Source organism: Saccharopolyspora sp. 6V (assembly GCF_020176785.1).
Taxonomy (GTDB): Bacteria; Actinomycetota; Actinomycetes; order Mycobacteriales; family Pseudonocardiaceae; genus Saccharopolyspora_C; species Saccharopolyspora_C gregorii.
Map to the genome: position 1 here is coordinate 1 of NZ_JAIUKB010000156.1, position 25,889 is coordinate 25,889.

The following is a 25,889-nucleotide window of genomic DNA, read 5'->3' on the forward strand; positions in this document are numbered from 1 at the left end:
GCGGGCGGGCGCCCGCCCCGCGGGGGGGGGGGGGGGCCGCCGCCGGCCCGCCCCCCCCCCCCCGCCCGGGGCGGGGGGGGGCCGGCCCCCCCCGGCCCCCCCGCCCCCACGCCCGGCGTCACAGGTTGCCGCGCAGGTCCTGCTCCCGCTCGATGGCCTCGAACAGCGCCTTGAAGTTGCCCTTGCCGAAGCCCAGCGAGCCGTGCCGCTCGATGAGCTCGTAGAACACCGTCGGCCGGTCCCCGATCGGCTTGGTGAAGATCTGCAGCAGGTACCCGTCCTCGTCGCGGTCCACGAGGATGCCGTGCTCCTTCAACGTCTCGATCGGCAGCCGCACCTGCCCGATGCGGGCCCGCAGCTCCGGGTCGTCGTAGTAGGAGTCCGGCGTGCTCAGGAACTCCACGCCTGCGGCGCGCATCGCGGTGATGGTGCCGAGGATGTCCCCGGTGGCGAGCGCGATGTGCTGGCAGCCGGCGCCCCGGTAGAACTCCAGGTACTCGTCGATCTGCGACTTCTTGCGCCCGGCCGCGGGTTCGTTGAGCGGGAACTTCACCCGGTGGTTGCCGTTGGCGACGACCTTGCTCATCAGCGCCGAGTACTCGGTGGCGATGTCGTCGCCCACGAACTCGGCCATGTTCACGAAGCCCAGCACCCGGTTGTAGAAGCCGACCCACCGGTCCATCTCGCCGAGCTCGACGTTGCCGACGCAGTGGTCCACGGCCTGGAACAGCCGCTTCGGCGCGCCCGCCGGTTTGGTGTAGCCGCCGCTGCGCGCCACGTACCCGGGCAGGTAGGGCCCGGTGTAGCGGCTGCGGTCGATCAGCGTGTGCCGCGTTTCGCCGTAGGTGGCGATGGCGGCCATCCGCACCACGCCGTGCTCGTCGGAGCGCTCGTGCGGTTCGTCGAGGACGGTGGCCCCTTGGGAGCGGGCGTGCTCCACGCAGCGGTCCAGGTCCTGCACCTCCAGCGCCAGGTCGACGACGCCGTCGCCGTGCGCCCGGTGGTGGTCGGCGAGCGGGCTGTCCGGGTCGACCGCGCCGAGCAGCACGAACCGGGCCGAGCCGGACTTGAGCACGTACGCCTTGTGGTCCCGCTCGCCCTGCTCCGGGCCGCGGTAGGCGACGAGCTCCATGCCGAACGCGACCTGGTAGAACAACGCGCTCTGGGTGGCGTTGCCGACGACGAACACGACCGCGTCCATCGCCCGCACGGGGAACGGGTCGCGGCTGGAGTCGTGGTCGACGAGGCCGACGAGCCTGCGCATCTGGTCGAAGGTGACGTCGTCGAGCTTGCCGGTGCTGCCGATCTCGCCGTGGTCAACGGTGCCGGTCACGGTGCCTCCCTGCGTTGTGCGAGGTGTGTGTCACGAAGGGTGAGGTCATCAGGCATGCTGCACAAGGGACGTCGAGTTCACTGGACAACATGTCCGGTCGAGCGGCGGCGGTGCTCGGCAGGTCGGTCAAGTTGCGCAGGAGGATCGGTGGAGCACGAGGACTCGGAGCTGGACGCGCTCGACGCCCGGCTGCTGCTGTTGCTGGCCGACGAACCCCGCCTCGGGGTGCTGGAGTGCTCGCGGCGGCTCGGCGTCGCCCGCGGCACCGTGCAGGCCCGGCTGGACCGGATGCGGCGGCGCGAGGTGCTGCGCGGCTTCCCGCCGGACCTGGACCTGGCGGCGATGGGCTACGGGCTGACCGCGTTCGCGGTGCTGGAGATCGCGCAGGGGCAGCGGGACGCGGTGGTGCGGCGGCTGGCCGCGATCGACGAGGTGTGCGAGGTGCAGACCACCACCGGCGAGGGCGACCTGTGGGTGCGGGTGGTGGCGCGGTCCAACGCCGACCTGCAGCGGGTGATCGACGAGGTGGTGGCCGCGCCGCAGGTGCTGCGGACCTCCACGTCGATCGCGCTGTCCACCCCGGTGCCGCCGCGGGTGCGTCCGCTGCTGGAGCGGTTGGCGGGGGAGGAACCGTGACGGGCCGCGGTGGATTCCCGGCGGGTGCCGCGCCGGTCGTTCTCGGAACGGGGTGAATTCACCTGTCCGGACAAATGGGCCGATCCGGGCGATGACCTTCCCGGGGGTGCCGGAACCCGATCCGCCCGGTCAGCGCCCTCCTGGAACGGAGCTGGTCCGGCCCGGGTCCGGGGACCGCGCCGCCGCGGGGCACGGCGCTCCCCGCACGGCCCGGTGCGCGGAACTCCGTGCGGCGCGGGCGGATCGGCCGTCTGCGGCCGCGCCGCGGCGGCGGGCGCGCGCATGCCGGCGCCATTCGTGAAAACCGAATTCGACGCGCGGAAAAATGGAACGAGAAATGCGCGGGGATGAATGGATTCGATTCGGCGGAGAATCCGGCCGGAACCAGCGGGCGCCGGTCCTCGAGTGCGCATCGCGGCTCGCTCCGGGTAATGGGGGCGTTGTGCGCGGAGGTGCGCGTCGCTCGACGAGGGCCGTGCGCGGCGATAAAGCGGGGCCGATATGCGGAGCGGGCGTGGTCGGAGCACGCCCGCCTCCGCTATTGCTCAGCCGGAGAAGGGCTCGGCCTGGACCAGGGTCACCTTCATGGTGCCGCCGTTGGGCAGCTCGTACTCTCGGGTCTCGCCTTCCTTGGCGTCCAGCAGCGCCTGGCCCAGCGGGGAGCTGGGGGAGTAGACCTCCAGGTCGCCGTGCGCGCCCTCTTCCCGGTTGGCCAGCAGGAACTTCTCGGTGTCGTCCTCACCGTCGTAGCGGACGGTCAGCACGGAGCCGGGCTTGGCCACGCCGGACTCGGTGGGCACGTCGCCGACCTGCGCGGTCCGCAGCAGCTCCTGGAGCTGGCGGATGCGCGACTCGAGCTGGCCCTGCTCCTCGCGGGCGGCGTGGTATCCGCCGTTCTCCTTGAGGTCGCCTTCCTCCCGGGCCTCGTTGATCTTCGCGGCGATCACCGGGCGGTTGGCCACGAGCTCGTCGAGCTCGCCCTTGAGCCGCGCATAAGCATCCTGGGTCAGCCAGGTCACCTGGGTATCGCTCACGGTCACCACTCCTCGTCGACGGCGACCCGCCTTCCGCGGGCCGACTACTTCCGTCCTCGCGAATTCCGGGTACTGCTAGGAACGGAAAAAACACGGCCCGCGCGGGACCGTGCTGGCGTTGACGATAGCACAAATCAGCCCACCGATGGAGTGCATTTTCTCAGCATCCGGGGCCGTTAGGTCTTGTTCACCCGGTTGGCCGCTGGTGGGTGGACAAATATTCAGGAACGCGGTAGGTGCAGCCGTACACCTCCCCGATGGTCGCTCGATGAGAGGTGCGCAGCACCGTGCCCTGCTGGACCGTTCCGGTGGCGGGCGGCACGAAGATCTCTTTCCGCCCGACCTCTTCGCCGGACTCGGCGCGCGCCCGGATCACGCACGCGGCCGGCCGCGCCGGATCGTCGCGCCGGACCTCGGCGGTGACGTGGACCGAGCCGTCGTCGATCACCTGGAACGCGACCTGCTTGCCCTCGATCGGGGCGCTGCCCAGGTTCTGGTATCCCAGCAGCGCCACCCCGAGCAGCACCACGGCGGCGAGGATCCCGAGCCCCCAGCGGACCGCCGGCGGAGCGGTGCGACGGGCCCGTGACCCGTACCGCCCTGCGGGGACCTGGTTGCTCACCGCGCGCCGCCTCCCTGCTCCGATCGGGGTCGGCCGGATCGGACGATGCCTGCCCGGCCGTTCGAGGATGTCGGCCCGTTGGGAACAATGGGTGGCGACACCCGCGTTGAGTATCCCTGTGGGTGTCCGGCCGGCGAAGAGCGGGGCCGGGTGTGACGTGAGCGGGAAAGGAACATGCCTCCGATGGCCGAGAAGCTGCGTCTGATGACGGTGCACGCGCACCCGGACGACGAGTCCAGCAAAGGTGCGGCGACCACCGCGCGCTACGTGGCGGAAGGTCACGACGTGATGGTCGTCACCTGCACCGGCGGTGAGGCCGGCAGCATCCTGAACCCGGCCATGGAACGACCGGACGTGCTGGCGAACATGCCCGAGATCCGCCGCGCCGAGATGGCCAAGGCCGCCGAGATCCTCGGCGTGCAGCACCGCTGGCTCGGCTACGTCGACTCGGGCCTGCCCGAGGGCGACCCGCTGCCGCCGCTGCCGGAGGGCTGCTTCGCCACGGTGGACCCGGCGCTGCCGACCGCCGACCTGGTCGCGCTGCTGCGCGAGTTCCGCCCGCACGTCGTCATCACCTACGACGAGAACGGCGGCTACCCGCACCCGGACCACATCCGCTGCCACGAGGTGTCGATGGCGGCGTTCGACGCGGCGGGCGACCCGGAGCTGTACCAGGACGCGGGCGAGCCCTGGCAGCCGCTGAAGCTGTACTACTCGCACGGCTTCTCCCGGAAGAAGATGCAGCTGTTCCACGACGCGCTGCTGGAGCGCGGCCTGGAATCGCCCTACGGCGACTGGCTGGCCAAGTGGGACGGCACCCGTCCGGACACCGACGAGCGGGTCACGACCCGCGTCGAGTGCGGGGCATACTTCGAGGCGCGGGACGACGCGCTGCGCGCGCACGCGACCCAGATCGACCCGGACAGCCGGTGGTTCGCGGTTCCGCTGGACATCCAGCGAGCGCTGTGGCCGACCGAGGACTACGAGCTGGTGCGCTCCCTGGTCGATTCGACGTTGCCGGAGGACGACCTGTTCTCCGGCGTGCGGGAGAAGGTGTCGGCATGAACGCGCACGAGGCGCTGACCTGGGTGGTCGCGCAGGCGCCCGCTCCGCCGGCGGACCCGGGCGGCCAGGGCGAGGACTTCGGCAAGTCCTCGCCGGTGGGGCTGTTGCTGCTGGTGCTGTTCGCCATCGCGGTGGCGTTCCTGATCCGTTCGATGACCAAGCACCTGAAGAAGCTGCCCACCAGCTTCGACGAGCAGCGCGCCGCCCAGGCCGCCCCGGCCCGGGCCCGCCGCGCCGAGGCGGCCGCGGAACCCGCCGACTCCGCCGACGAGGCGGACTCCGCTGCCGGCGGGGCACCGGAGGCGGCCGGGGAAACGCCGGTCGAACCCGGACGCGGTGGTGCGTCCGGCCGTTGACCTCGGGCGGTGCCGGGCCGGCGCGGGGCCGGTAGCTTCCGGTCCGGGGCGTCGGCGGCTGAAACGCGCCCGCGCGGTGGCGGTGGACCGGTGTCCCGCTCCGGCGTCGGCTTCGCGGCCACAGCGGGGGTGACCTCCCGGTCGGCGGAAGCCCCGCGGTGCCGTGATCCGTTCCTCGCCGGTGGTGGGTGCGGCGATCATCGGCGGGTGGGAGGCTGGCGGCATGAACCGGCTTGCGGACGCGACCAGCCCCTACCTGCTGCAGCACGCGGACAACCCCGTGCAGTGGTGGCCCTGGACGCCGGAGGCGTTCGAGGAGGCCCGCCGCCGGGACGTGCCGGTGCTGCTGTCGGTCGGCTACGCCGCCTGCCACTGGTGCCACGTGATGGCGCACGAGTCGTTCGAGGACGCCGAGATCGCGGCCGCGATGAACGAGCACTTCGTGAACATCAAGGTGGACCGGGAGGAGCGCCCGGACGTCGACTCGGTCTACATGGAGGCGACGCAGGCCATGACCGGGCAGGGCGGCTGGCCGATGACCTGCTTCCTGACCCCGGACGGCGAACCGTTCCACTGCGGCACCTACTACCCGCCGAAGCCGCTGCACGGCATGCCCTCGTTCCCGCAGCTGCTGGAGGCGGTGGCCTCCGCCTGGTCCGAGCGCGGTGCGGAGGTGCGCGCGGCCGCGACCCGGGTCGTCGAGCAGCTGGCTTCCCAGCCGTCGGCGCTGCCCGAGGCGGGGGTGGACGACGCGGCGCTGGACGCGGCGGTGTCCCGGCTGGGCTCCGAGTTCGACGCGGTGCACGGCGGGTTCGGGGACGCCCCGAAGTTCCCGCCGTCGATGGTGCTGGAGTTCCTGCTCCGCCACCACGAGCGGACCGGTTCCGCCGAGGCGCTGCGCCTCGCCACCTCGACCGCGGGGGCGATGGCCCGCGGCGGCCTGTACGACCAGCTCGCGGGCGGTTTCGCGCGCTACAGCGTCGACGCCGCGTGGGTGGTGCCGCACTTCGAGAAGATGCTCTACGACAACGCGCTGCTGCTGCGCGCGTACGCGCACCTGGCCCGCCTGGACGTGGACGCGTCGGGGCTGGCGCGTCGGGTCGCCCGGGAGACCGCCGAGTTCCTGCTGCGCGACCTGCGCACCTCCGACGGCGCGTTCGCCGCCTCCCTCGACGCCGACACCGAGGGCGTGGAGGGGCTGACCTACGTGTGGACGCCGGAGGAGCTGGTGGCGGTGCTCGGCGAGCAGGACGGCCGGTGGGCCGCGGAACTGCTCGTCGTCACTCCGGAGGGCACCTTCGAGCAGGGCGCGTCCACGCTGCGGCTGCCCGCCGACCCGGACGACGTGGAGCGGTGGCGGCGGGTGCGCGACGTCCTCGCCGAGGCCCGTTCGCGCCGTCCGCAGCCGGGCATCGACGACAAGGTCGTCACCTCGTGGAACGGCATGGCGCTGACCGCGCTGGTGGAGGCCGCCGCGGTCCTCGACGAGCCGCAGTGGGTGCAGGACGCGCGCCGCGCCGCGGAGCTGCTGGTGCAGCGGCACGTGGTGGACGGACGGTTGCGCCGCAGCTCCCGCGACGGCGTGGTGGGGCAGGCGGCGGGCGTGCTGGAGGACCACGGCTGCCTGGCCGAGGGCCTGCTCGCGCTGCACCAGGCCACGGGTGAGCAGAGCTGGCTGGACGCCGCGTGCGCCCTGCTGGACACGGCGCTGCAGCAGTTCGCCGACCCGGAGCACCCGGGTTCCTTCTTCGACACGGCGGCGGACGCGGAAGCGCTGGTGCGCAGGCCGTCCGATCCGACGGACAACGCGAGCCCGTCCGGTGCGTCCGCGACCGCGGCGGCCCTGCTGACCGCGGCCGCGCTGGCCGGACCGGACCGCGCGACCCGCTACCGGGCGGCCGCCGAGCAGGCGCTGTCCCGGGCCGGGCTGCTGGTCCAGCGCGCGCCGCGCTTCGCCGGGCACTGGCTGGCGGCGGCGGAGGCGCTGTCGCACGGCCCGGTGCAGATCGCGGTGGCGGGCGCCGAGGCGGCGGAGCGCGCGGACCTGCTGGCGGTGGCCCGCCGGAACGCCCCCGGCGGCGCGGTGGCCGTGGCCGGCCCGCCGGACGCCGCCGCGGTGCCGCTGCTGGCGGGGCGCGGTCTCGTGGACGGGGCCACCGCCGCGTACGTGTGCCGCGGCTACGTCTGCGACCGCCCGGTCACCTCGGCCGAGGACCTGGTGGCCGCGCTGGCCCGCTGAGCAGCGGGCGGTGGTGGCTCAGGCGTACAGCGCCAGCCAGATCGACACGTGGTGGCAGATCGCCGCCACGGTCACCGCCGCGTGGAAGAACTCGTGGTAGCCGAAGGTCTTCGGCCACGGGTCCGGCCACCGGCTCGCGTAGCAGATCGCGCCCAGCGAGTAGAGCACGCCGCCGACCACCAGCAGCACGAACGCCGCCACGCCCGCGTGGACCAGCAGCTCCGGCAGCACGAACACGGCGACCCAGCCGAGCGCGAGGTAGACCGGCACGCCCACCCAGCGCGGCCCGTTCGGCCACGCCAGCTTCAGCACCACGCCGCCGAGCGCGCCGCCCCACACCACGGCGAGCACGACGGCTCCGGTGGTCGGCTGCATCGCCAGCATCGCGAACGGCGTGTAGGTCCCCGCGATGAACAGGAAGATCATCGAGTGGTCGAGGCGGCGCATCCAGGTCCGCGCGCCCACCGAGTTCCACGTCTTGCGGTGGTACAGCGCGCTGACCCCGAACAGGCCGAGCACGGTGGCCACGTACACGGAGGTCCCCAGTGCGGCGGAGGCACCCACGGTGGCGGCGGCCAGGGAGATCAGCGTGGCACCCGAGGCCACTGCTCCCACCAGTGACCAGAGGTGGATCCAGCCGCGCATCCGCGGCTTGATGGAGGCGGTGCTGCGTCGAGCGGTCAAGGCGCTAGTCACGACCGCAAGATTACGGGACCGTAGGTTCTGCGCAGTCCCCCGATGGCGGTGACGTCCGTTGCAGCCCGCGGCAGCGTTCGGAGCAGCGCGGTCCGCATTCGACGGAGGGACCGTCGGGGCTGCGCAGGGGCCCGCGTACTCTCAGGGAGCGTGGCGCTCAAGGTTCGTCTGCGGGAACTCATCTACGACGTGTACGAGCGACGGCTGCGCCGTCAGCTCAGAGGTGCCAGAGCACCCAGGCACGTGGGCGTGATCCTCGACGGGAACCGCCGCTGGGCCAAGGAGGCCGGGCTCGACATCGCGCACGGCCACCGCGCCGGTGCGCGCAAGATCAGCGAGCTGCTCGGCTGGTGCCGGGAAGCCGATGTCGAGGTCGTCACGCTGTGGCTGCTCTCCACCGACAACCTGAACCGCAGCAGCGCCGAGCTGGACGCGCTGCTGGAGATCATCGCCGGGGTGGTGGACGAGCTCACCGACGCGGCCAACCCGTGGCGGGTGCGGATCGTCGGCGCGCTGGACATGCTCCCCACCGAGACGGCGGCCCGGTTGTCGGCCGCCGCGCTGCGGACCGAGGGTCGCACGGGAATGCAGGTGAACGTCGCCGCCGGTTACGGCGGGCGGCAGGAGATCGCCGACGCGGTGCGCAAGCTGCTGCAGCAGCACGCGGAGGCGGGCACCACCATCGAGGAGCTCGCGGAGTTCCTCACCGTCGACCACATCTCCGAGCACCTCTACACCTCGGGCCAGCCCGACCCGGACCTGTTGATCCGGACTTCCGGGGAGCAGCGGTTGTCCGGGTTCATGCTGTGGCAGTCCGCGCATTCGGAGTTCTGGTTCTGCGAGGCGTACTGGCCGGCGTTCCGGCGCGTCGACTTCCTGCGCGCGTTGCGCGAGTATTCGGCGCGGCACCGCCGCTACGGCGGCTGAAGACCACGGCGGTTGAAGACCGCCCGGGCTGGTCCCGCACCAGGACAGCGAAAAGGCCAGGTCCCGAAGGGCCTGGCCTTTTCATGCATCCACACGAGCGCCTGTGTGTCAGCCCTTGACCGAGGGGTGGTCGACGACCGGGGCGTTGACGCACTGGCTGGTCTGCGGCGACAGGACCGGCACGACCGCACCCAGCACGGCGACGTTGTTGCCGCAGAGCTGCACCGGCACGGCGCTGATGTTGTTGTCGTCGAGCAGGTTGACGCCGTCGTTGTCGGCGCTGTCCGCGTTGGCGATGGGGGCGAGGGCCATCAGGCCTGCCGCCGCACCGGCGACGACCACTGCCTTCTTCAGCATTGCGTTCACTCTCCTTGTGTATTGCCGCGGGATGCCCCGAAGCGGCACGATTACCGGTGTGCGAACACGTGGGTTGACCGGTTCGGGGCGAACGAGATGTCGCCGGAGAATGGCTTCCGCTCGAAAAGGTCCAAGTGGATTCCGGGTCCGTCGGCGACGTTACCTCGAAAACAGGTGGTTCGGCGAATTCGACACGCTCGGAGCGAATTGAGATCGTCTCTCGCGGACCGCTCCGGTGGAATGCGCCGGCTACCGGGTGGTGCCGTTTCAGCCCTTGGCGGACGGGTGGTCCACGACCGGCGCGTTGACGCAGTCGCTGGTCTGCGGCGACAGGATCGGCACGACGGCGCCGAGGACCGCGACGTTGTTCCCGCAGGCCTGGACGGGCAGCACGCTGAGGTTGTTGTCGTTCAGCAGGTTGACGCCGTCGTTGTCCGCGCTGTCCGCGTTGGCGATCGGTGCCAGCGCCATCAGACCCGCCGCCGCACCGGCGACGACCACTGCCTTCTTCAGCACTTGGATGCTCCTTGTTGTTTCGGGTGTGGCGGTCGCGGTCCCTCGTTCACGAGCACCCCGGAAGTTCGCCCAGGGAGGCGACCGCGAAAAAAACCTAACCATTCCTGAAGGTGTAAGCACAGCTGGTTAACACCATCGTGTAAGCAAATCTTTTGCCCCTCAAGTCGGTGCGCCGGTGCGGAACCCGGCTACTCGCCGGTAAGGAATCGTGCTCCATAACATCAGTCGGGCGGGATTCGCGATCCGGGTTCCGCGGAATGGTCCCGAAAGCCTTTCGTCGCAGCTAGCGAGGTCGTACCGTCCGGTGGTGGACGCCGCCGAGCTGGTTCGCGAGTACGTGCGGCTCGGGCTGCGGATCGGGCGGCTCGACCCCGGTTCCGCGAGTGCCCGCGCCGTCGAACGGCGATCGCGCAGCGTCATCGATCGCGAGCCCGTATCAGCCCCTGGTGTACTTGCAGAACGAGCCGCGTTGTTGTGCGCGGTCGTCCCCGATGTCGGGTTCGTCCCCGCGCGGGCCGCGTTCCTGTCCGGGCAGCTGGCCGCGCTGGAGTGCCGCGCGCACCGGCTCGCCGGGTGGCGGACGTCGTTCCGGGCGGAGGCCGCGGCGTGCTTCGGGCTCCGCGTCGAGTTCGGCGAACCGGACCGGTACCGCAGCGCGCACGCGGAGCTGGCGGAGCTGCTGCCCGGCTCGGGTCCCCCGGCGGACCGGCTGGCGCTGCTGGCGGCGCGGGAACGGGTGCCGCCGACGCGGCTGGCGCGCGGGGTCGCCGCGCTCTCCCGCGCGTTGCGCGCTCGGGTGCGGGCCGAGCCGGGGCTGCCGGTGCAGGAGGGCGTCGACTACCGCTACGTCCGGGGCCGCTCGTGGTCGGCGCTGCACCGCTACCTCGGCGACTTCCGGTCGCTGGTCGCGGTGGACCCGGACCGGCAGGTGTGGGCGGGGCGGCTCCCGGGGCTGGTCGCGCACGAGTCCTACCCGGGCCACCACGCGGAGCACTGCCGCAAGGAGCGGGTGCTGGTCGGCGCCCGCGGCTGGTCCGAGCACGGCGTCGAGGTGCGGGACAGCCCGCAGTCGCTGCTCGCGGAGGGGATCGCCGAGTCGGGGCTGCGCATCGCGGTCGGCCCCGGCTGGGGCCGCTGGGCGCAGGAGGTGCTGGCGGAGGTGGGCATCGCCTTTGACGGGGACCGGGCGGAGCGGGTGCTCGACGCGCTGGACGGGCTGCGCCGGGTGCGGTCGGACGCGGCGCTGCTGCTGCACGACGGCCCGGGCCCCGCTGCTGCGGCGGCGCACCTGCGCCGGTGGTCGTGCCTGCCGGAGGAGGGCGTCCGCGCGTTCCTCCGGTTCGCCGCCGACCCGTGCTGGCGGCTGCACGTCGTCACCTACGCGGAAGGGCCGCCGGTGGTCGCCCGCAGGCTCGCCGCGGGAGAAGCGGTGGGGCGGCTGCTGGACGAGCCGTGGGCTCCCGGCGGCTGACCGGTTCGGGCGGCGGTGCGCCGGTTGGGCCGATCGGCGGACCCGGCGAAATCTCGGCGGAAGCCCGAAAAGTCCTGTTGTTCACTCGAACAGACCAAAGTGGACGCTGCGTTGATCACGGCACGTGCGTACGTCCGGGTGGTCGCGACGACGCGCCGCGGAGAAGTCGAACCGACCCGTCCGCGGCGCTGTGACCAGCGAGTCGACCGGTTCCCGGGAACCGCCGAGCGACGGCCGGGTGGCGTCCGGGTGCACCGAATCCGGTGCGCACGTGACACCCGGCTGACGTTCTGGCGAATCACCTGGCTGGTCGCCTGCCCAGAAGCGAATCTCGGAGGTAGCGTCCGAAGTGACGGGTCGACGCGTAAATGGCCCGTCCGGGGAGGCCCTGACCGTGGCTGTTGGCTGGATCGGACGGTACCACCGTCCTCCGTGGTCGCTTGGGGCCGGTGCGCGGCCTCGGTGGCTGCGCCGGACCGCCCGCCGGTCCGGCCAGGCCAGGGCAGGGGCGGCCCGGCCCGCCGACGAGCGGGCGTGTGCCCCACGCCCGCGAGGGAGTAGCCGTGACCACACGACGTTCCCAAGCCGCAGCGGAAACCTCGGCCCAGGCCGAGGACTCCGCAGGCGTCGCAGCCCGAACGGATGTCCGCACGTACGTGCTCGACACCTCGGTGCTGCTGTCCGATCCGTGGGCGATGACCCGGTTCGCCGAGCACCGCGTGGTGCTCCCGCTGGTCGTGATCAGCGAACTCGAAGCGAAGCGGCATCACCCGGAACTCGGCTGGTTCGCCCGCGAGGCCCTGCGGGGCCTCGACGAACTGCGCATCGAGCACGGCCGGCTGGATGCGCCGGTCGAGATCGGTGAGGACGGCGGCACGCTGCACGTCGAGCTCAACCACTCCGATCCGCAGGTGCTGCCGCCAGGTTTCCGCACCGACTCCAACGACGCCCGGATCCTGGCGTGTTCGCTGAACCTCGCCGCCGACGGGCACCGGGTCACGCTGGTCACCAAGGACATGCCGCTGCGGGTCAAGGCTGCTTCGGTGGCGCTGGAAGCCGACGAGTACCGGGCGCAGGACGTGGTGTCCAGCGGCTGGTCGGGCATGGCGGACCTCGACCTGCCGCCGGAGCAGGTGGATGCGCTGTTCAAGGACGGCGAGGCCGACCTCGACGAGGCCAAGGACCTGCCCGCGAACACCGGGCTGCGGCTGCTCGCGGGCACCCAGAGCGCGCTCGGCCGGGTCACCGCGGACAAGCAGGTGAAGCTGGTTCGCGGCGACCGGGAGGCCTTCGGGCTGCACGGCCGCTCCGCCGAGCAGCGCATCGCGCTGGACCTGCTGCTGGACCCGGACGTCGGCATCGTCTCCCTCGGCGGACGCGCGGGCACCGGCAAGTCGGCGCTGGCGCTGTGCGCCGGTCTGGAAGCCGTGCTGGAACGCCAGCAGCACCGCAAGGTCGTGGTCTTCCGGCCGGTCTACGCGGTCGGCGGCCAGGAGCTGGGCTACCTGCCGGGCAGCGAGAACGAGAAGATGCAGCCCTGGGCGCAGGCGGTGTTCGACACCCTCGGCGCGTTGGCCAGCGAGAACGTCCTCGACGAGGTCACCGACCGGGGCATGCTGGAAGTGCTGCCGCTGACCCACATCCGAGGCCGGTCGCTGCACGACTCGTTCGTGATCGTGGACGAGGCCCAGTCGCTGGAGCGCAACGTGCTGCTCACGGTGCTGTCCCGGCTCGGGGCGAACTCCAGGGTGGTGCTGACCCACGACGTGGCGCAGCGGGACAACCTGCGCGTCGGCCGGCACGACGGCGTGGCCGCGGTGATCGAGAAGTTGAAGGGCCACCCGCTGTTCGCGCACATCACGCTGACCCGTTCCGAGCGCTCGCCGGTGGCGGCGCTGGTGACGGAGATGCTGGAGGGGGAGTTCACCCCCTGATGCCCGAACCGGCCGGTGGCGTCCGCGCGGGCGCCCCCCCCCTCCGGGATCACCAGCCGCTGGGCAGCGGGCGTCCCTCGGCGAACCCGGCGGCGGACTGGATGCCCACCAGCGCGCGCTCGTGGAACTCGGCGAGGTTCCGCGCGCCCGCGTAGGTGCAGGAGGAGCGCAGCCCGGAGCTGATCTCGTCCAGCAGGTCCTCCACACCGGGGCGCTTCGGGTCGATCTTCATCCGGGAGCTGGAGATGCCCTCCTCGTAGAGCGCCTTGCGCGCCTGGTCGAAGGCGCTGTCGGTGCGCGTCCGGGCGCCGACGGCGCGCTTGGAGGCCATGCCGAAGGACTCCTTGTAGGCGCGGCCGTGCTCGTCGCGCAGCAGGTCGCCGGGCGATTCGTGGGTGCCGGCGAACCAGGAGCCCACCATCACCGAGGCGGCCCCGGCGGCCAGCGCCAGCGCCACGTCCCGCGGGTGCCGCACGCCGCCGTCGGCCCACACGTGCTTGCCGAGCTCCCGCGCGGCCGCGGCGCACTCGGCGACGGCGGAGAACTGGGGACGGCCGACGCCGGTCATCATCCGGGTGGTGCACATGGCGCCCGGGCCGACGCCGACCTTGATCACGTCCGCGCCGGCCTCGACGAGGTCCCGCACGCCGTCGGCGGTGACCACGTTGCCCGCGACGACCGGCACCGACGGGTCGAGCGCCCGCACCGCGCGCAACGCGCTGATCATCTTCTCCTGGTGGCCGTGCGCGGTGTCCACGACCAGCGCGTCCACCCCCGCCGCGAGCAGCGCGGCCGCCTTGCCCGCCACGTCGCCGTTGACGCCGACCGCGGCGGCGACCCGGAGCCGGCCCGCCCCGTCCAGCGCGGGCGCGTAGATCTCGGCGCGCAGCGAGCCGCGCCCGGTGAGGATCCCGGCGAGCCTGCCGTCTCCGTCGACCGCGAGCACCACCTGCTTGCCCTGGGCGTGCAGCTGCTCGAAGACCTCGCGGGGTTCGGTGCCCAGCGGCAGCACCAGCGGGGTGCGGTCGGCGACCTCGCCGACCCGGGCGAACCGGTCCACGCCGGAGCAGGCGGACTCGTCCACGACGCCGACCGGCCTGCGGTCCTCGTCGACGACCACGACCGCGCCGTGCGAGCGCTTCGGCAGCAGGTTCAGCACGTCCGCGACCGCGTCGTCCGGGCGCAGCACCAGCGGCGTGTCCCAGACCGGGTGCCGGTCCTTCACCCAGGACACGATCTCCGCGACGGCTTCGGGGGCGACGTCCTGCGGCAGGACGGTGATCCCACCGCGCCGCGCCACCGTCTCCGCCATGCGGCGGCCCGCGACGGCGGTCATGTTGGCGACCACGACCGGGAGCGTGGTGCCCGAGCCGTCGGAGGTCGCGAGGTCGACGTCGAACCGGGACTCGACGCCGGAGCGGCGCGGGGCCAGGAAGACGTCGTCGTAGGTCAGGTCTGTGGAGGGCTGCTGCCCGTTCAAGAACCGCACGAGGTTCCACCCTACGTGCCGGACGGCCCCCACCGGTCGGATCGAGCGAGCCGCCGGTTCTGCGCGGATCATCCGGAAGTGTGGTTGCGGGGGTTTTCGCCACCAGGCTAGATTGGGGGCGGCTGCGCACCGAGGTGCGTGGAAGTAAGCCGGGACTACCCGCCGGAGGCGGGACCCCGGCCTCTGCGTTCTCTGGGGCCGTTTCCGCTCACGATGCATCCACTTCGAGCAGGCGCGCGGCGTCGGCCAGCTGCTCCAAGTACCGCCGGTTCCCGCGTGCGGCGGCCAATGCCGACCCGCACAACCGAGTGCTCCGCAACCCGAGTCGAGGGACGAGCGGTCAGATCTCCTCGCCGCTGAGCAGGGGTTCGAAGGAGCGGTAGGCGGTGTAGTTGCGGAAGAAGCGGCTGTACAGCTCGGAGCCGTCGTCGAAGGTGGCGTCCTCGACCTTCTTCACCTCGACGAGCTCCTTGAACTTCCAGGTGACGATCTCGCCGTCCTCGTTCGGGTAGCTGGCGGCCTGCTGCTTGCCGCAGTCGACGGCCTTCTCCCGCGCCTCCTCGTCGGATTCGGCCTTGACCAGCACGAACGATTCCTCGTAGAGCTCCGGTTCGGTGGCCGACGCGGAGGAGATCTCGATGAGCAGCACCGCGACGTAGAACTCGGCCTCGGCGGAGGAGGTGCTCGCCTGGAAGTCGCGGGGGTCGATGCTGCCCGAACCGATGTCGATCGAGCCGACCTGCTCGTCGTCGCTGGGGGTGGTCATGGCTCCACCCTCTCATCCGCCGAGGAGGCCCCCGGCAGCATGGCCCGCACCGCGTCGATCGTGTCGGCGGTGGCGGCGTCCTTGTCGGGGCGGTAGCGCAGCACGCGGGCGAAGCGCAGCGCGACCTCGCCGGGGTAGCGGGTGCTGACCTGCACCCCGTCCAGTTCGACCTCCACGACCAGGTCCGGGGCGAGGTGCACGGTACTCCGGTCGCGGTGCGTCTCGTGGCGGGGGAATTCGGCGGTCTGCCAGGCGAGGAGTTCGTCGGTGAGGCCCTTGAACGTCTTGCCCACCATGATCGGCGGTCCGCCCGCCGGGTCGCGGGCGCCGAGGTGCAGGTTGGACAGCGTCCCGCTGCGCCGCCCGTGGCCCCATTCCGCGGCGAGCACCACCAGGTCCAGCGTGTGCGACGGTTTGACCTTGCGCCAGGCCCGGCCGCGCCGCCCCGCCGCGTAGATCGAGTCGAGGTCCTTCACCACGACCCCTTCGTGCCCGGCGTCGAGGGCGTCGTTCAGCAGCGCGTCCGCGTCCTCGGCGTTCCCGGGGCGCACCCCGGGGATGCGGTGCTCGGGTGCGACCCGGGCCAGCGCCGCCAGCCGCCGGTGCAGCGGCTCGTCCACCAGGTCGGCGCCGTCCAGGTGCAGGCAGTCGAAGAAGTGCGGCCGCAGCACCTCGTCGCGCGGACCGCGGGCGCCGAAGCGGGACATCGTCTCCTGGAACGGGCGGGGCCTGCCGGAGTCGGTGAGGGCGAGCGCCTCCCCGTCCAGCACCACCGACGTGCAGGGCAGCGCCAGGCCCAGTTCGACGAGTTCCGGGACCTGCCCGGTGATCTCGCGGAGCGTGCGGGTGAACACCCGGACCTGCTCGCGGTCCCGGTGCAGCTGGATCCGCGCCCCGTCCAGCTTGTGCTCGACCACGCAGTCGCCGAGTTCGCCCAGCGCCGCCGTGAGGGTGTCGGCGGGCGAGGCGAGCATCGGTCGCAGCGGCCTGCCCACTTCGAGTCGGAACTCGGCGAGCGCGGCGGAACCGCCGGTCAGCGCGGCCTCGGCGGTGGCGGGCAGCCGCCCGGAGAGCATGAACGCCCGGAGCACCGCTTCGGCGGGCACGTCGGCGGCGCGGGCGACGGCCGCCAGCAGCACGCCTTCGAGCGCGCCTTGCCGGAGTTCGCCGCCGAGCAGCCGGACCAGGAACCGCTGCTCGTCGGCGGTGGCGCGGCCCAGCAACGCGTGCAGCAGGTCGAGGCGGCGCTGCCCGGATCCGGTGCCGGTGGTGGCGCGCAGCTCGTCGACGGTGGCGGCCACGTCGAGCACGGTCAGTCCGGGGGTCGCGGCGGGTTCGGCGCGCAGCGCGTTCAGCGTGGACCAGCCGACCCCGGCGCGGCCGCCGGGCAGCTCACCGGCGAGCAGCGCGGCGGCGGGCCGGATCTCGGCGCCGCGCAGGCGGGTGAGCAGTTCGGCGAGGGTGCGGATCTTCGCGTTGCGGGCGCGGGTCCCCGCGACCTCGGCGGACGCGGAGACGACTGCGTTCAGCGGCACCATGCGTCCATGGTGCGCGCGGTGCCCCGCAACTCGCCGGAGGAACGGGGAACCGGTGGGGCGGTGCGCGGCGTCGTAGTCGTGATCCGGAACCGCTGGGGGTGCTCCGGATCGGGGGGTGCGCTCGCCGGGTGGCGGTGCGCACGGCCCACCGGCTCACTTGGCCTTGGCCATGCCCAGCACGTCCAGCGCGGTGTCCAGCTGCTCCAGGGTGAGCTTGCCGGAGTCGACGTGGCCGCGTTCGAGGACGACCTCGCGGATGGTGCGGCGCTCCTTGAGGGCCTGCTTCGCGATCGAGGCGGCCTCCTCGTAGCCGATGAAGCGGTTCAGCGGCGTGACGATCGAGGGCGAACCCTCGGCGTACTCGCGGGCGCGTTCGACGTTGGCCTCGACCCCGGCGAACACCTTGTCGGCGAGCAGCCGGGACACGGCGGCGAGCAGCCGCGCGGATTCCAGCACGTTGCGGGCGATCACCGGCAGGTTCACGTTGAGCTGGAAGTTGCCCTGCGCGCCGGCGAACGCGACGGCCGCGTCGTTGCCGATGACCTGCGCGACGACCTGGAGGGTGGCCTCCGGGATCACCGGGTTCACCTTGCCCGGCATGATCGAGGAACCGGGCTGCAGGTCGGGCAGCGCCAGCTCGGCGAGGCCGGTGCGCGGGCCGGACCCGAGCCAGCGCACGTCGTTGGCGATCTTGTTCAGGCTCACCGCGACGGTGCGCAGGTGCCCGGAGGTCTCGACGACGCCGTCCTGGGTGGCCTGCGCCTCGAAGTGGTCGCGGGCCTCGGTCAGCGGCAGTCCGGTGACGCGGGCGAGCTCGGCGGCGACGGCCGCGCCGAAGCCGTCCGGCGCGTTCAGGCCGGAGCCGACGGCGGTGCCGCCGATGGGCAGCTCACCGAGCCGGTCCAGCCCGGAACGCAGCCGCTCCACGCCGAAGCGCACCTGCGAGGCCCACGCGCCCGCTTCCTGGGCGAGGGTGATCGGCACCGCGTCCATCAGGTGGGTGCGGCCGGACTTGACGACCTCGGCCCACTCGGCGGCGCGGCCCTCGACGACGCCCGCCAGGTGCTCCAGGGCGGGGATGACGTCGGTGAGCACGGCCTCGGTGGCGGCCACGTGGATGGTGGTGGGGAACGTGTCGTTCGAGGACTGCGAGGCGTTGACGTGGTCGTTCGGGTGCACGTCGCGGCCGAGTCCGCGGGTCGCGAGGGTCGCGATGACCTCGTTGGCGTTCATGTTCGACGACGTGCCGGAGCCGGTCTGGAACACGTCGATCGGGAAGTGCGCGTCGTGGTGGCCCTCGGCGACCTCGTCGGCGGCGGCGGCGATGGCCTCGGCCATGTCGGCGTCGAGGATGCCGAGTTCGCCGTTGACCCGCGCGGTGGCGGCCTTGAGCAGTCCGAGGGCGCGGATCTGCGCGCGCTCCAGCCCGCGGCCGGAGATCGGGAAGTTCTCCACGGCGCGCTGCGTCTGCGCGCGGTACAGGGCGTCGGCGGGAACCCTGACCTCGCCCATGGTGTCGTGTTCGATCCGGTAGTCCTGTTCAGCCATGACCGAAGTGTCCACCGCCCGAGCGGGGCCGGTCAGTATGGGGCGGCCCACTTCCGGGCAGTCCTCCGGGTGCTGGACCGAGAAAGGTGACGGAGATCGTCGCCGAGCCGGGCGCGCCGGGCTCGGCGGTGATCCGCGTTGCACCGGCGCGAGCGGGGTGGGGCATGGCCGAGCACGAGGTCGATCTGCTGGTCGTCGGCGCGGGGCCGGCGGGGCTGTTCGCGGCGTACTACGCGGGGTTCCGGGGCCTGTCGGTGGCGGTGGTGGATTCGCTGCCGGAACCGGGCGGGCAGGTCGCGGCGATGTACCCGGAGAAGCTGATCTTCGACGTGCCGGGGTTCCCCGCGGTGCGCGGCCGCGACCTGGCGGCGGCCCTGGTGGAGCAGGCCGCGCCGCGCGAACCGCGCTACCTGCTGGGCAGGGACGCCACCGATCTGTCCGAAGTGGACGGACGGCTGCGGGTGCTGGCGGGCCCGGAACCGGTGCGCGCGCGAGCCGTGCTGATCACCGCGGGCATCGGCGAGTTCACGCCCCGGCCGCTGCCCGCGGGCGGGGACTGGCTCGGCAGGGGAGTGGTGCACTTCGTGCCCGACCTGGCGGTGCACCGCGGGCAGGACGTGGTGGTGGTCGGCGGCGGCGATTCGGCGTTCGACTGGGCGCTGGCGCTGCACCCGATCGCGCGCAGCGTGACCCTCGTGCACCGCCGGGCGCGGTTCCGCGCGCACCCGGGCCTGGTGCGGGAGGTCGCCGAGCTCGGCGTCGAGATCATCACCGAGGCGCAGGTGGTGGCGGTGCGCGGGGACTCCGCGGGCGTGCACGAGGTGGAGCTGGCCGTCGGCGAGCGGCGGCGGGTGCTGCCCGCGCGGACCGTGGTCGCCGCGCTCGGCTTCACCGCCTCGCTGGGGCCGATCGAGTCCTGGGGGCTGGAACTGGCCGGGCGCTCGATCCGGGTGGACAGCACGATGCGCACCAACCGGGACCGGGTGTACGCGGCGGGCGACGTGGCCACCTACCCGGGGAAGGTGAAGCTGATCGCCACCGGTTTCGGCGAGGCCGCCACCGCGGTCAACAACCTCGCGGTCGCCCTGGACCCGGCGGCCCACCTCTTCCCGGGCCACTCCTCCGACCGGAGCTGAACGTGGAACGGCCGCCCTCCCCAGGAGGAGGGCGGCCGGTCTGCGGGTGCCGATCAGGCGGCGGTGTTCTCCTCGACCCAGTCGGACAGCGCCGACACGTCGGTGTAGATCGACGGGCCGGTCGCGCAGTTCGAGTCGTTGTTCCCGGCGCGGCTGGTGGCGCCGATCAGCTCCCAGGAGCCCTCGGTGCCCTTGATCTGCGGGCCGCCCGAGTCGCCGTAGCAGGCGCCGGAGTCGCCACCGGGGTTCGAGGTGCAGATCTCGGTCTCGCCCTCGATGCCCGAGCAGTCGGCGTCGTCGACGATCGCGGTGTCCAGCTCCTGCAGCGTGGCGGGGGCTTCGCCGCCCGGCGCCGGGCTGGTCTGGCCCCAGCCGATGATGCGGGTCTCGGTGCCGGTGGCGCCCGACTCGGGGGCGATGGAGATCGGCTGCGCGGAGACCTGCGTGTCCAGCTTGATCACGGCGATGTCCGCCGAGTCGTGCACCTTGATGTCGCTGACCCCGGCCTCTTCGCCGCCGGAGGCGTGCTCCAGGCTGCCGACGCGGACGGACAGGTCGCCGGGCTGGCTGCCCTGGACGCAGTGCGCGGCGGTGACCGCCCAGTCGGCCTTGATCAGCGAAGCGCCGCAGATGTGCCCGCCGCCGGATTGCAGCGACACCATGAACGAGTAGGTCTCGGTGGCGTCGTGGCCGCCCACGACCATGGGCGTGGGGTCCTGGGCCGCGGAAGCGGGCGTGGCCAGCGCGAGCGCGGCGCCGGCGGCGAGCACTCCGGTGAGCAGGGAGCGTGTGCGCATGGGGGACGAGTCCTTCCGTGTGCCCGGTCCTGGGACGGCCCGGGGTGGTGCTCGGTCCGGTGCGGCGGGCCGAGTGACCACTGACGGTAAGGATCTTCACTCATCCGAGGCACCCACTTAGGTGGGTCTTCACGTCGCTCCAACGACGGTACCCACCCGGCCGAACGCGGCTCCGGTGCAGGTCAACACCGGCCTGATGGCCGATTCGGGGAAATACCGGGAAAAACAGCTCCCCGCGAAACGACGGACCGCCCGCCCCGGCGTGCGGGACGGGCGGTCCGGTCGCGGCGATCAGGGGAGCAGGCCGTGCCTGCCGCCCTCGTCGCCGCCCAGCTCCACGTCCGAGTACTCGCGCAGCTTCGTCAGCTTGTGCAGGCCCTCGATCACCCGCACCGTGCCCGACTTCGACCGCATCACGATCGACTGGGTGCTGCACCGGTTCGCCCGGTAGTGCACGCCCTTGAGCAGCGCGCCGTCGGTGATGCCGGTGGCGCAGAAGAACACGTTGTCCCCGCGCACCAGGTCCGAGGTGGTCAGCACCTGCTCCACGTCGTGCCCGGCGTCGAGCGCCTGCTGCCGCTCCGCGTCGTCCTTCGGCCACAGCCGGGTCTGGATCTCCCCGTCCATGCACTTGAGCGCGGCCGCGGTGATGATGCCCTCCGGCGTGCCGCCGATGCCGATGAGCATGTCGACGCCGCTGTCCGGGCGGGCCGCGGCGATCGCCCCGGCCACGTCGCCGTCGGAGATGAACTGGATGCGCGCGCCCGCCTCGCGGACCTCGCGGACCAGGTCCTCGTGCCGCGGCCGGTCCAGGATGCACACCGTGACGTCGGAGACGTCGATGTGCTTGGCCTTCGCGACGCGGCGGATGTTCTCCGCGGTCGGCGCGTTCAGGTCCACCACCCCGGCGGCCTCCGGCCCGACGGCGAGCTTCTCCATGTAGAACACCGCGGACGGGTCGAACATGGCGCCGCGCTCGGCGACGGCGAGCACGGCCAGCGCGTTCGGCATGCCCTTGCTCAGCAGCGTCGTGCCGTCGATCGGGTCGACGGCGACGTCCACCTCGGGGCCTGCGCCGTTGCCGACCTCCTCGCCGTTGAACAGCATCGGCGCTTCGTCCTTCTCGCCCTCGCCGATGACGACGACGCCCTGCATCGAGACGGTGCCGATCAGCTTGCGCATGGCATCCACCGCGGCGCCGTCACCGGAGTTCTTGTCGCCGCGACCGACCCAGCGTCCCGCGGCCATCGCCGCGGCCTCGGTGACCCGGACCAGTTCCATGGCCAGGTTGCGGTCGGGCGCCTCGTGGTGGCCCTGCGTGGTGGACGTGCTCATCGCGCCTCCCGGTATGGCGAGCTGACTCCATCGGCAGCACGCGCCGGCTCCGCGCGCCCTGCTCGTCGGATCTTCGCAGATCGCGCAGCTCGGAGCCGGGGCACGTGGGCGAGCCCACTACCGGTCTTCGCCGGGCTCCTCCACGGAGGCGAGGGCGCGGTCGACGCGTTCGCGCGCGCCCGCGAGGTGCCGCTCGCACACGGCGGCGAGGGCTTCGCCGCGTTCCCACAGCGACAGCGACTCCTCCAGGGACAGGCCACCGGCTTCGAGCCGCTTGACCACGTCGGCCAGTTCGTCCCGCGCCGGCTCGTAGCCCAGCTCGGCGACGTCCGGGTGGTCGGCGACCGGGTCGAAGTGCTCGTCCTGCTCGTTCTTCGTCACGGGGTGGGGCTCTCCAGCTTGCTGGGTACGGACACCACGGCGGTCGCGATGGCCTGGTCGTAGCCGATGAACGCCTCGGCGAACTCGGCGCCGTCGCCTTCCCGGACCGCGTCGTTGATGCGCAACTGCGCTTCGACGACCCTACGTCGGTGGGCGGATCCGCGGCCCACCCACCACCGGCCGCCCGCGTACTCGGACGTGGCGTCGGCCAGCGCCCGCAGCTTCAGCGGCAGCGTCCGGCGCTCGGTGGAGTCGCAACCGCCGAGCAGCGCGTTCCAGCAGCGCGCGGCGGCCAGGTCGGCCTCCCGCGCGCACCGCCGGACCTGCTCGGCGTCGTGCAACTTCGGCGAGCGCGTGACGGCCACCGTCAAGGGGAGGAATGTGGGCTCCTGCTGTCCCCGCACCACGACCTCCCTCGTTCCACTACTCCGTTCCGCCGGGCACCACGGCGTGCACCGCTCCGTCAACGACGCGGACCCGCAACGTGGTTCCCGCCGGGGCCTGGTCGATCGAGCGCAGCACTCCGTCGGCCCCGTCGGGCTCGACGCGCTGCACGATCGCGTACCCGCGAGCAAGAGTGGCCGCAGGACCGAGGGTCGTCAAGCGAGATCGAGTCGCGGTCATCGCATGCCCTTCGGCGGTGAGCACGCCCGTGATGGCGCGCCGCGCGCGGTCCCGTCCGACCTGGACCTGTTCTGATCTGCGGTCCAGCGGGCCGTGCGGGTCGGCCAGCGCGGGCCTGCTGCGCAGCGAATCCAGCAGCCTGCGCTCGCGGTCCACCCATCCGTGTAGCGCTCGTCGCGCGCGGTCGCGGAGCTGGTGCACCCGCTGGGTCTCCTCCGCCATGTCCGGAACGACGCGCTTGCCCGCGCCGGTCGGGGTGGAGCAGCGGACGTCGGCGACGTGGTCCAGCAGCGGCGAGTCCGGCTCGTGCCCGATCGCGCTGACCACCGGCGTGCGGCAGGTCGACACCGCGCGGCACAGCGCCTCGTCGGAGAACGGCAGCAGGTCCTCGACGCTGCCGCCCCCGCGGGCCAGCACGATCACGTCCACCTCGGGGTCGCGGTCGAGCTCGCCCAGCACGTCGAGGATCTGCGGCACCGCGGTCGAGCCCTGCACGGCCACGTTGCGGATCTCGAAGCGCACCGACGGCCAGCGCAGCCGCGCGTTGCTGAGCACGTCGTGCTCGGCCGCGGACGCCCGCCCGGTGATCAGGCCGACCTTGTTCGGCAGGAACGGCAGCCGCCGCTTGCGCGCCGGGTCGAACAGGCCTTCCGCCTTGAGCAGCTGGCGGAGCCGTTCGATGCGGGCGAGCAGTTCACCGATGCCGACGGCGCGGATCTCGTCCACCCGCAGGCTCAACGTCCCGCGGCCGGTGAAGAAGGTGGGCTTGCCGTGCACCACGACGCGGCTGCCGTCGGTCAGCGGCGGGTCCTGCTTGCGCAGCAGCGAGGACGCGCAGGTCAACGTCAGCGACACCTCGGCGGACGGGTCGCGCAGGGTGAGGAAGGAGGTGGCGGCGCCGGGCCGTTGCGAGATCTGCGTGATCTGGCCTTCGACCCAGATGGTGCCGAGCCGGTGGATCCAGTCGGCGATCTTGCGGGCCACGGTGCGCACCGGCCACGGGTCTTCCGCGCTGGTCGGCGGTGGGTTGGCGGGGGCGTTCAGGACCGCTCCTTCCACGTCCGGGCTTGGGCGGCGCGATCATACGGCCGTTCCCCGTCGGGGCGGGGCGGCGCGTCAGTTCTCGGTGCGGAGGCGTTCGAGCCGGTTGCCGAGCATCCGCAGGAACTCGGGGCGCTGCTGGTTCGCCCGCTCGTGGTCGAGCATGGCCTCGACCTCGGCGGTGGAGAAGCCGCGCAGCCTGCCGCGGAGCTGGGGCAGCGTGATGCCCTCGTAGCCGGCGAGCACGCCCGCGTCGTCCGGGGCGGGTGCGGCGGGCGCGGGTTCGTCCTCGTCGAAGGTGGCCCACTCCGGCTGGTCCTCGCCGCGGTCCCAGGCGCCGAGCGCCTCGTCGCCGCGGATGGCCAGTTCGGTGATCTGCTGCTGCATCCGCATCGACAGCTGGAGGGCCTGGCTGGCCACGGTCAGCGGCAACCCGAGCAGCTGGGCGGGCAGCCGCCGGGTCTGCTCGGCGGTGACGGCCGCGAGTCCGGCCGCGACGCGGATCGGCAAGGGGTACGTCGACATGGCCCCAGCCTCCCGCACTCGCGCCGCGGAAACCATCGGCCGGGCACCGGAGCTTCGCCCGGAGGTGCGGGCCGGTTACGGATTCCGGCGGTACCCCCGGGGTGTCCGGTGGCGGTCGGTCACCGTTGACCGCCGCGTCCCGCGCGACGGGTGTCCGCCGGTAGCGGGAAGGGTGACGCTCGGTACCGCCTCGGCAGGTGGCCGCAGGGCTGACCCGTCGCGGGGTGGTCCGTACCCTGGACGGCATGAGCACCTCGCCGCAGGCCGCCGATCGCCTCGCACCGAGCGACCTTGACCAAGGCACCTCCGACCAGGGCACTTCCGAGGGCGGACGCACCAAGCGCGTCCTGCTCGCCAAGCCCCGTGGCTACTGCGCAGGCGTGGACCGCGCGGTCATCACGGTCGAGAAGGCGCTGGACACCTACGGCCCGCCCGTGTACGTGCGCAAGGAGATCGTGCACAACAAGCACGTGGTGGAGACGCTCCAGGACCGCGGCGTGATCTTCGTGGACGAGACCGACGAGGTCCCCGAGGGCGCGCTGGTGGTGTTCTCCGCGCACGGCGTCAGCCCCGCGGTGCACGAGGAGGCCAAGACCCGGAACCTGCGCACCATCGACGCGACCTGCCCGCTGGTCACGAAGGTGCACAAGGAGGTCAACCGGTTCGCCCGCGACGACTACGACATCCTGCTGATCGGCCACGAGGGCCACGAGGAGGTCGAGGGCACCGCCGGTGAGGCGCCGGACCGCGTGCAGCTCGTAGACAAGCCGGAGGACGTGGACAAGGTGCACGTCCGCGACCCGAACAAGGTCGTGTGGCTGTCGCAGACCACGCTCAGCGTCGACGAGACGATGGAGCGGGTCGACCAGATCAAGGAGCGCTTCCCCGATCTGCAGGCGCCGCCGAGCGACGACATCTGCTACGCCACCTCGAACCGCCAGTTCGCGGTGAAGGCGATGGCCGCCGAGTGCGACCTGGTGCTGGTCGTCGGCTCGCAGAACTCCTCGAACTCGAAGCGGCTCGTCGAGGTCGCGCTGCAGGCGGGCGCGAACGACTCGCACCTGATCGACTACGCGAACCAGATCGAGGACTCCTGGCTGGAGGGCGTCGGCACGGTCGGCGTCACCAGCGGTGCCTCGGTGCCGGACGTGCTGGTGATGCAGGTGCTGGAGCACCTCGCCGAGCGCGGCTGGGACGGCGAGGTCGAAGAGGTCACCACCGCCAACGAGAAGATCACCTTCGCGCTGCCGCGGGAGCTCCGCAAGGACCTCAAGGAGAACCCGGACGCGCCGAAGGGCGCCCGCTGACCGCTCCCTCCCGCGGGAGGAACCGGGTGGTCCGCCGCTGAAGGGGCGAGACCACCTGGCGAGCACGCGAACGCGAAACGGCCCGCTCGACCTGATCGGTCGGCGGGCCGTTCTGCTGCGCTGGGCGGGGGCGCCGGCGTCCTTCAGTCGAAGAAGTCGTCGTCGCGGCGGGGGCGGCGGGGCCTGCGCGCCGGGTCGTCCCGCTTCGGCTCGGGG

At 72.6% G+C, this 25,889-nt stretch carries 25 protein-coding genes; 9 read left to right on the forward strand and 16 right to left on the reverse strand.

Annotation, left to right across the window (positions count from 1 at the left end; all coding sequences use genetic code 11):
* Positions 1 to 118: 118 nt before the first annotated feature.
* Positions 119 to 1,264 (reverse strand): 4-hydroxyphenylpyruvate dioxygenase, encoded by a 1,146-nt coding sequence (gene hppD / locus LCD35_RS25800; RefSeq protein WP_224960265.1) that lies wholly within the window; start codon positions 1,262 to 1,264, stop codon positions 119 to 121.
* Between the two features lie 216 nt (positions 1,265 to 1,480).
* Here hppD and LCD35_RS25805 point away from each other — a divergent pair, with 216 nt between their 5' ends.
* Positions 1,481 to 1,969, forward strand: a complete 489-nt coding sequence (locus LCD35_RS25805; RefSeq protein WP_224960260.1) for an Lrp/AsnC family transcriptional regulator — start codon at positions 1,481 to 1,483, stop codon at positions 1,967 to 1,969.
* Between the two features lie 545 nt (positions 1,970 to 2,514).
* Here the strand turns inward: LCD35_RS25805 and greA are convergent.
* Positions 2,515 to 3,003 carry a transcription elongation factor GreA gene (greA, locus tag LCD35_RS25810; RefSeq protein WP_224960259.1) on the reverse strand — a complete coding sequence of 163 codons (489 nt, stop codon included), beginning with the start codon at positions 3,001 to 3,003 and terminating at the stop codon, positions 2,515 to 2,517.
* Between the two features lie 187 nt (positions 3,004 to 3,190).
* A complete protein-coding gene (locus LCD35_RS25815; RefSeq protein ID WP_224960258.1) occupies positions 3,191 to 3,625 on the reverse strand; it encodes a DUF4307 domain-containing protein in 435 nt (144 codons plus the stop codon).
* Between the two features lie 183 nt (positions 3,626 to 3,808).
* Between LCD35_RS25815 and mca the strand changes: the two genes are divergently transcribed.
* The 3 genes from mca (at position 3,809) to LCD35_RS25830 (ending at position 7,285) form a co-directional block, all read left to right on the forward strand.
* A complete protein-coding gene (mca, locus tag LCD35_RS25820) occupies positions 3,809 to 4,690 on the forward strand; it encodes a mycothiol conjugate amidase Mca (protein WP_224960257.1) in 882 nt (293 codons plus the stop codon).
* Positions 4,687 to 5,046, forward strand: coding sequence for a hypothetical protein (locus LCD35_RS25825; protein WP_224960256.1), 360 nt, complete (start codon positions 4,687 to 4,689; stop codon positions 5,044 to 5,046). Before mca ends, LCD35_RS25825 begins: the two co-directional genes overlap by 4 nt.
* A gap of 223 nt (positions 5,047 to 5,269) precedes the next feature.
* Entirely contained in the window at positions 5,270 to 7,285 is a 2,016-nt protein-coding gene (locus tag LCD35_RS25830) for a thioredoxin domain-containing protein (RefSeq protein WP_224960254.1), read from the forward strand.
* A gap of 18 nt (positions 7,286 to 7,303) precedes the next feature.
* Here the strand turns inward: LCD35_RS25830 and LCD35_RS25835 are convergent, their stop codons facing one another.
* Positions 7,304 to 7,930: a hemolysin III family protein gene (locus LCD35_RS25835; protein ID WP_224960263.1), complete on the reverse strand. Its 627-nt coding sequence runs from the start codon at positions 7,928 to 7,930 to the stop codon at positions 7,304 to 7,306.
* A gap of 201 nt (positions 7,931 to 8,131) precedes the next feature.
* Between LCD35_RS25835 and LCD35_RS25840 the strand changes: the two genes are divergently transcribed.
* Entirely contained in the window at positions 8,132 to 8,908 is a 777-nt protein-coding gene (locus LCD35_RS25840; RefSeq protein WP_224960253.1) for an isoprenyl transferase, read from the forward strand.
* Positions 8,909 to 9,016: 108 nt separating this feature from the next.
* On the opposite strand, the gene LCD35_RS25845 is transcribed toward LCD35_RS25840, so the two are convergent.
* On the reverse strand, positions 9,017 to 9,265 hold the full coding sequence (locus tag LCD35_RS25845; protein WP_224960252.1) for a hypothetical protein: 249 nt from the start codon (positions 9,263 to 9,265) through the stop codon (positions 9,017 to 9,019).
* 267 nt (positions 9,266 to 9,532) lie between these two features.
* Positions 9,533 to 9,781, reverse strand: coding sequence for a hypothetical protein (locus LCD35_RS25850; RefSeq protein ID WP_224960251.1), 249 nt, complete (start codon positions 9,779 to 9,781; stop codon positions 9,533 to 9,535).
* A 307-nt stretch (positions 9,782 to 10,088) separates the two neighbouring features.
* Between LCD35_RS25850 and LCD35_RS25855 the strand changes: the two genes are divergently transcribed.
* Entirely contained in the window at positions 10,089 to 11,252 is a 1,164-nt protein-coding gene (locus LCD35_RS25855; protein ID WP_224968528.1) for a DUF885 domain-containing protein, read from the forward strand.
* A 656-nt stretch (positions 11,253 to 11,908) separates the two neighbouring features.
* Entirely contained in the window at positions 11,909 to 13,186 is a 1,278-nt protein-coding gene (locus LCD35_RS25860; RefSeq protein ID WP_258349496.1) for a PhoH family protein, read from the forward strand.
* A gap of 49 nt (positions 13,187 to 13,235) precedes the next feature.
* On the opposite strand, the gene LCD35_RS25865 is transcribed toward LCD35_RS25860, so the two are convergent.
* The 4 genes from LCD35_RS25865 to LCD35_RS25880 all read right to left on the reverse strand — a co-directional run bounded on the left by LCD35_RS25865 (position 13,236) and on the right by LCD35_RS25880 (position 18,527).
* Positions 13,236 to 14,675: a GuaB1 family IMP dehydrogenase-related protein gene (locus LCD35_RS25865; RefSeq protein WP_224960248.1), complete on the reverse strand. Its 1,440-nt coding sequence runs from the start codon at positions 14,673 to 14,675 to the stop codon at positions 13,236 to 13,238.
* 340 nt (positions 14,676 to 15,015) lie between these two features.
* Complete coding sequence (locus LCD35_RS25870) at positions 15,016 to 15,441, reverse strand: DUF4288 domain-containing protein (protein WP_224960247.1); 426 nt, start codon at positions 15,439 to 15,441, stop codon at positions 15,016 to 15,018.
* Positions 15,438 to 16,979, reverse strand: coding sequence for an ATP-dependent DNA ligase (locus LCD35_RS25875; RefSeq protein WP_224968899.1), 1,542 nt, complete (start codon positions 16,977 to 16,979; stop codon positions 15,438 to 15,440). Before LCD35_RS25875 ends, LCD35_RS25870 begins: the two co-directional genes overlap by 4 nt.
* 153 nt (positions 16,980 to 17,132) lie before the next feature.
* Entirely contained in the window at positions 17,133 to 18,527 is a 1,395-nt protein-coding gene (locus LCD35_RS25880) for a class II fumarate hydratase (RefSeq protein ID WP_224968897.1), read from the reverse strand.
* 164 nt (positions 18,528 to 18,691) lie between these two features.
* Here LCD35_RS25880 and LCD35_RS25885 point away from each other — a divergent pair, with 164 nt between their 5' ends.
* Positions 18,692 to 19,663 carry an NAD(P)/FAD-dependent oxidoreductase gene (locus tag LCD35_RS25885; RefSeq protein WP_224968894.1) on the forward strand — a complete coding sequence of 324 codons (972 nt, stop codon included), beginning with the start codon at positions 18,692 to 18,694 and terminating at the stop codon, positions 19,661 to 19,663.
* 53 nt (positions 19,664 to 19,716) lie between these two features.
* Here the strand turns inward: LCD35_RS25885 and LCD35_RS25890 are convergent, their stop codons facing one another.
* The 6 genes from LCD35_RS25890 to LCD35_RS25915 all read right to left on the reverse strand — a co-directional run bounded on the left by LCD35_RS25890 (position 19,717) and on the right by LCD35_RS25915 (position 24,366).
* Positions 19,717 to 20,460 carry a trypsin-like serine protease gene (locus tag LCD35_RS25890; protein ID WP_224960239.1) on the reverse strand — a complete coding sequence of 248 codons (744 nt, stop codon included), beginning with the start codon at positions 20,458 to 20,460 and terminating at the stop codon, positions 19,717 to 19,719.
* Positions 20,461 to 20,751: 291 nt separating this feature from the next.
* A complete protein-coding gene (gene glpX, locus LCD35_RS25895) occupies positions 20,752 to 21,795 on the reverse strand; it encodes a class II fructose-bisphosphatase (RefSeq protein WP_224960237.1) in 1,044 nt (347 codons plus the stop codon).
* A gap of 117 nt (positions 21,796 to 21,912) precedes the next feature.
* The gene (locus tag LCD35_RS25900; RefSeq protein ID WP_224960236.1) at positions 21,913 to 22,176 is read right to left on the reverse strand and encodes an exodeoxyribonuclease VII small subunit; all 264 of its coding nucleotides are present in this window, start codon (positions 22,174 to 22,176) and stop codon (positions 21,913 to 21,915) included.
* Positions 22,173 to 22,541: a hypothetical protein gene (locus LCD35_RS25905; protein ID WP_308011318.1), complete on the reverse strand. Its 369-nt coding sequence runs from the start codon at positions 22,539 to 22,541 to the stop codon at positions 22,173 to 22,175. The genes LCD35_RS25900 and LCD35_RS25905 overlap by 4 nt, the downstream gene beginning before the upstream one ends.
* A 58-nt stretch (positions 22,542 to 22,599) precedes the next feature.
* The gene (xseA, locus tag LCD35_RS25910) at positions 22,600 to 23,859 is read right to left on the reverse strand and encodes an exodeoxyribonuclease VII large subunit (RefSeq protein ID WP_224960234.1); all 1,260 of its coding nucleotides are present in this window, start codon (positions 23,857 to 23,859) and stop codon (positions 22,600 to 22,602) included.
* A gap of 57 nt (positions 23,860 to 23,916) precedes the next feature.
* Positions 23,917 to 24,366: a lipid droplet-associated protein gene (locus LCD35_RS25915; protein ID WP_224960233.1), complete on the reverse strand. Its 450-nt coding sequence runs from the start codon at positions 24,364 to 24,366 to the stop codon at positions 23,917 to 23,919.
* Between the two features lie 245 nt (positions 24,367 to 24,611).
* Here LCD35_RS25915 and LCD35_RS25920 point away from each other — a divergent pair, with 245 nt between their 5' ends.
* Positions 24,612 to 25,673, forward strand: coding sequence for a 4-hydroxy-3-methylbut-2-enyl diphosphate reductase (locus tag LCD35_RS25920; RefSeq protein ID WP_225045097.1), 1,062 nt, complete (start codon positions 24,612 to 24,614; stop codon positions 25,671 to 25,673).
* Positions 25,674 to 25,889: the final 216 nt, after the last annotated feature.